Origin of the sequence: Streptomyces nanshensis, from assembly GCF_001751255.1 — a bacterium.
Taxonomy (GTDB): Bacteria; Actinomycetota; Actinomycetes; order Streptomycetales; family Streptomycetaceae; genus Streptomyces; species Streptomyces nanshensis_A.
Genome location: NZ_LJGW01000145.1, coordinates 199 through 5,131 on the forward strand (window position 1 = coordinate 199; position 4,933 = coordinate 5,131).

Genomic DNA, 4,933 nt, shown 5'->3' on the forward strand with positions numbered 1-4,933 from the left:
CGGGTGCGTTCCGTTCGGCCCGGGACGGCGGCAGACGGGGGCCGGTGTGCAGGAAGCGGACGCCGAAGCCGCGGCGTGCCGCTTCCGCGAACGCCTCCGCCGCCGTGTCGACGTCGGTGTCGTCCGCGACGACGAGAAGGACGACGCCGGACCCCTCCGCGCCCGGCGCACGGCAGGCCCCCGCGCTCACGACCAGCACCGGGCAGCGGGCGCGGTCGAGCAGCCGGCGGGAGACCGAGCGCGAGGTCAGCGCGGCCAGACCGCTCAGCGCACGGGTGCCGACCACCATCAGGGCGGCGTTCCGGCTCCGCTCGGCGAGCGCCTCCGCCGGATCCCCGGTGACGGGCGTGAGGTGTACGCGGAGACCGGGGAAGCGTCTGCGGGCCCGCGCGGCGCAGGCGGTGAGGACCGGTCCTGCCGTGGCCGGATCCGGTACGGCGTAGACGATCTCCAGCGGTACGGACCGCCGGGTCGCCTCCTCGGCGGCCGCGTCCTGCGCCCGCGTCGAGACCGTCGAACCGTCGACCCCCACGGCCACATGGCGCTCCAGCATGTCCACCCCTCTCGTCGGCCCCGGCTACCCCTTCGGCCCCGGCGGCCGCATCCGCCCCGCCGGATCGTCGGCGGCGTACGCCTTCCGGCAGCGTCCGCAGGGCAGTTCGCAAAGTACGGAGCGCGGAGTACGGAGTACGTCGTTCCTCAGCGTCGGGCGCGGGCGGTACCCGGCGGCAGGGCCGAACGGCCGTCCGTTCAGGGCGGTTGGTCCCGCGGCCTCTCCCCGCGTTGCCCGCCCCGGCGCCCCGCGTCGTCCCCGCGTCCCTCCGCCGCCCTCCGCTTCTTCGGTCTCCGCTCTCCGGCCCCGGTTCCGGCGCCGCCCAGGCGATAACCTGGCGCGTACGGCCGGGGGACGCAGGGCACGGCGGCTTGACGGCGAGGAGGCCGGTGGACGTGCAGGAACCGGAACCGCTCTCACGGATACCGAAGATGCGGCTCGACGAGCTGCTGGGCGAACTCCAGACGCGCATCGAGGCCGCCCGCGGCGCACAGAGCCGCGTGCACAACCTGCTGGACGCCGTCGTCTCGGTGGGCCGGGGGCTCGACCTCTCCCAGGTGCTGCGGCGCATCGTCGAAGCGGCGGCGCTGCTGGTCGACGCCCGCTACGCCGCGCTCGGGGTGATCGGCCCGGACGGCCGGACGCTGTCGCAGTTCCTGACCGTCGGGCTCACGGACGAGGAGATCGAGAAGATCGGCCCGTTGCCGGCCGGGCACGGTCTGCTCGGCGAGCTGATCCGCAAGCCCGAACCGCTGCGCCTGAGCGATCTGAGCCGGCACCCGGCCTCGTACGGCTTTCCGCCGCACCATCCCCCGATGCGTACGTTCCTCGGCGTACCGGTCCGCGCGCGCAGCGAGGTCTTCGGCAACCTCTATCTCACCGACAAGCGCGGCGAGTTGGACTTCGACGCCGAGGACGAGACCGTCATCTCCACGCTCGCGGTGGCGGCGGGCGTCGCGATCGACAACGCCCGTCTCTACGAGGGGGTTCAGCGGCAGCGCCGCTGGCTCCAGGCGAACGCGGAGGTCACCAACAGCCTGTTCTCGGGCGGTCCGCGGCTGGAGGTCCTGGAGCTGATCGCCCGGCGCGCACAGGAGATCGCCGGTGCCGCCGTCGCGGACGTGTCGGTCCCGGTGCCCGGCACCGACGGCCTGGTCATCGAACTCGCCCTGGGCGGACGGGAGTCGGAGCGCCGGGGGCTGGTGGTACCGGCCGACGGCACGCTCGCGGGCGTCGCACACCGTACGGGCAGACCCGCGATGTCGGCTCGGCTGGAGGACGACTCCCGCTACGGCGCCGGGCCGTCCGACTACGGCAGCCAGGGCCCGGCGGTCGCGGTGCCGCTGGGCGACGCGGACCGCAGCCTCGGCGTCCTGCTGCTGGCGCGGGCGCCGGGCGAACCGGTCTTCACCGACGACGAGATCGACCCGCTGCTCGCCTTCGCCGCACAGGCGGCCCTCGCCCAGGAACTCGCCGAACGCCGCAGCGACGCCGAGCAGTTGACGCTGCTGGAGGACCGCGACCGCATCGCCCGCGATCTCCACGACCTCGCCATCCAGCGGCTGTTCGCCACGGGGATGACGCTACAGAGCGCCGGACGTCTGGTGGAGCACTCCGGTGCCGCCGGGCGGATCTCCCGGGCGGTCGACGACCTCGACGAGACCATCAAGATCATCCGCAGCACCATCTTCGGGCTGCGGTTGCAGGAGGAGCGTACGAATCCGGGCCTGCGGGCCCGTGTCGCCCGTGCGGTCGGTGAGGCCGCACCGGTTCTGGGGCATCCGCCGCGGCTGAGCATGGAGGGCCTGCTCGACACGGACGTACCGGCCGCGGTGGCCGACCATCTCCTCGCGGCGCTGGCGGAGTTGCTGAGCAACGCGGCCCGCCACGCCCACGCCACCCGCGTCGAGGTCGACCTTCGCGCGGGCGGTGAGGAGGTCGTCCTCACGGTGACGGACAACGGCCGCGGCATCCCCGAAGGAGGGCGGCGCAGCGGTCTGGAGAATCTGGCGGACCGGGCGCTGAGCGTCGGGGGGACGTTCGCCGTCGAGTCGCCCGACGGCCCCGGCAGCCGCCTGGTGTGGCGGGCACCGCTCTCCCCCGGCGACGGCACGGACGGCCCTGCCGGAACCGACGGCTGAACGTACGGCCGGCGGGCGGGAGTCGGGCCGCGGTGGCGCGAACGGCTGGCCTATCGCCCGCCCTGGGGCAGCAGTTCGGCCGCGGTCGCCGTGATGGTCTCCACGGCACGGTCGAGTACGGGGATCTCGCGTGCGCCGAGGCGGGTGACGGCCATGATGCGGCGGGCCGGGGCCGGTTCGCCGTGCAGCGGGAGGCGGGCGACGGCCGAGTCCTCGCGCAGCCGCGCCAGCCGCGGCACGAGGATCACGCCGAAGCCGTGGGCCACCAGCGCGGTCCCGGTGTCCCACTCGTCGGCGTAGTGCGCGATGTACGGGGTGAAGCCCGCGCTCATGCAGGCCGCGAGCACCAGTTGGTGGTACGTCGTGCCCGGCCTGCCGACGATCCACTCCTCCCGCGCGGCGTCGGCGAGCGTGACCCTCCGGCGCCCGGTCAGGGGGTGGTCCTGCGGGACGACCAGGTCCAACGGGTCGTCCAGCAGCGGCCGTTGGTCGAAGCGCCCGTCCGTCATGGGCGGCGAGTCCGCGGTGACGACGAGCAGCGCGAGGTCGGCCTCCTCCGACAGCAGCAGGTCGAAGCAGCGGTCGGGCTCGGCCTCGATGATCCGCACGGTCAACTGCGGGTGTGCGTCCCGCAGTCCGGCGGCGGCGGGCGGCAGCAGATGGCTGGCGGCGGTGGAGAAGCCGCACAGCGTGATCTGCCCCGTGAGTTCGCCGCCGAGCGCCCCCAACTCGGCGCGGGCGCACTCCCATTGCTCCTGAAGTCGCTCGGTGTGGCGCAGCAGGACGCGGGCCGCGTGGGTCAGCCGTATCCCTCTGCCCTGCTGCACGATCAGCCGTACGTCCAACTCGGCCGCCAACTGGCGCAGTTGGTAGGAGACCGCGGAGGGCGTGTAGTGCAGGGCCCGCGCGGCGGCGGTCACGGTGCCGTGTTCGTCGACCATTTGAAGGATCCGGAGCCGGGAGTCAATCATGCGAAAAGCTTGCACGGTCCGCCGCGAATTCGTTTGATTCCGCTTGCGTCCGCCGGGCCGCACACTGACGGACGTGACCGATTCGCGTGTTTCTCCGGGTCCAGGCGCATACGCCGACCGCCGGGCGGTACGTACCGCCGCCCTACTCCTGACGGCCCTGACCGCGGGCGCCTACCTCCCCAGCCCGCTCTACCCCGACTATCAGCGGCTGTTCGGCTACGACGACCTCGTCATGACGCTGCTGTTCGCAACGTTCGCCCTGGTCAGCGGTCCGGCGCTGCTGCTGTGCGGACCGGCGGCCGACGCCGTGGGCCCGCGGCCCGTACTACGGCTGAGCCTGCTGCCGGCCGCCGCCGGATCCGGCTGCTTCGCCGTCGCCGACAGCCCCGCCTGGCTCTTCGCCGGACGCGTCTGCCAGGCGCTGGCCCTGGGCGCCGCGACCGGCGCGGCCCAGGCCCTGATGTCCCGGCACCGCAGCCCCACGTCGCGCGTCGGCGCTCCGCTCCTCGCGAGCCTGGCCTTCGCGGGCGGCACCGCCGTGGGGCCCGCCGCCTCGGGGCTGCTCGTGGCGTACGTCCCATGGCCGCTGCTCACGCCCTATCTGCTGCATCTGGCGCTGCTGGCGTGGGTGTGGCACCGCCTGCGCCGTACCGTGCCCGCCGCGGCGTCCGCGGATCCGGCCCCACTGCGCGGGCGCACCGTACGGGCGCGCAGGCCCGCCCGTACGGGGACAGCCATCCGTACGGGGATATCCGTCCGCCCGCGGATACCGGCCGCGCTCCGCGCGACGTTCGCCGTCGCGGGGCTGAGCGGCTTCTTCGCGTGGGCCGTCGTCGGCCTCCAACTCGCCCTCGTACCGGCCCTCCTGGCCCGTACACCGCACGGCGGCGGCCCCGCTCTGACCGGCGGCGTCCTGGCAGCGGTGCTCGTGTGGTCGGTGCTCACGCAGTTCGCCGCCGCGCGCTGCTCCGCGCTCGCCGCCCAACTCCTCGGCGTCGCCGCGCTGTCGGGCAGTCTGTCGCTGCTCGCCGCCACCGGCGCCACCTCGCTCACGGGCACGCTCGGCTCGGCCCTGCTCGCCGGTACGGGACACGGGCTGGCCGTCGGCGGCGCCGCCCGCGCCGTGGACGCGCGGACGCCCGCCGGGCAGCGCTCCGGCATCGCGGCCGCGCTGTATCTCCTCTTCTATCTGGGCTCCGGGGTCCCGGCCGTCGCCGTCGGGCTGCTGTCGCTGCGGATGCCGCTCACCGTGGCGGTGACCGGGCTGA

At 74.4% G+C, this 4,933-nt stretch carries 4 protein-coding genes; 2 read left to right on the forward strand and 2 right to left on the reverse strand.

From position 1 onward, the window contains the following. Window positions 1-553 (reverse strand): universal stress protein (locus AN218_RS08625; RefSeq protein ID WP_141747518.1); only part of this gene is annotated, 553 nt, incomplete at its 3' end. A 431-nt stretch (window positions 554-984) separates the two neighbouring features. Between AN218_RS08625 and AN218_RS08630 the strand changes: the two genes are divergently transcribed. Beyond that, window positions 985-2,694 carry a sensor histidine kinase gene (locus AN218_RS08630; RefSeq protein ID WP_070016200.1) on the forward strand — a complete coding sequence of 570 codons (1,710 nt, stop codon included), beginning with the start codon at window positions 985-987 and terminating at the stop codon, window positions 2,692-2,694. 50 nt (window positions 2,695-2,744) lie between these two features. Here the strand turns inward: AN218_RS08630 and AN218_RS08635 are convergent, their stop codons facing one another. After that, window positions 2,745-3,665, reverse strand: coding sequence for a LysR family transcriptional regulator (locus AN218_RS08635; RefSeq protein ID WP_070016178.1), 921 nt, complete (start codon window positions 3,663-3,665; stop codon window positions 2,745-2,747). 73 nt (window positions 3,666-3,738) lie between these two features. Between AN218_RS08635 and AN218_RS08640 the strand changes: the two genes are divergently transcribed. Next, on the forward strand, window positions 3,739-4,933 hold a 1,195-nt coding region (locus AN218_RS08640), incomplete at its 3' end, for an MFS transporter (protein WP_070016179.1).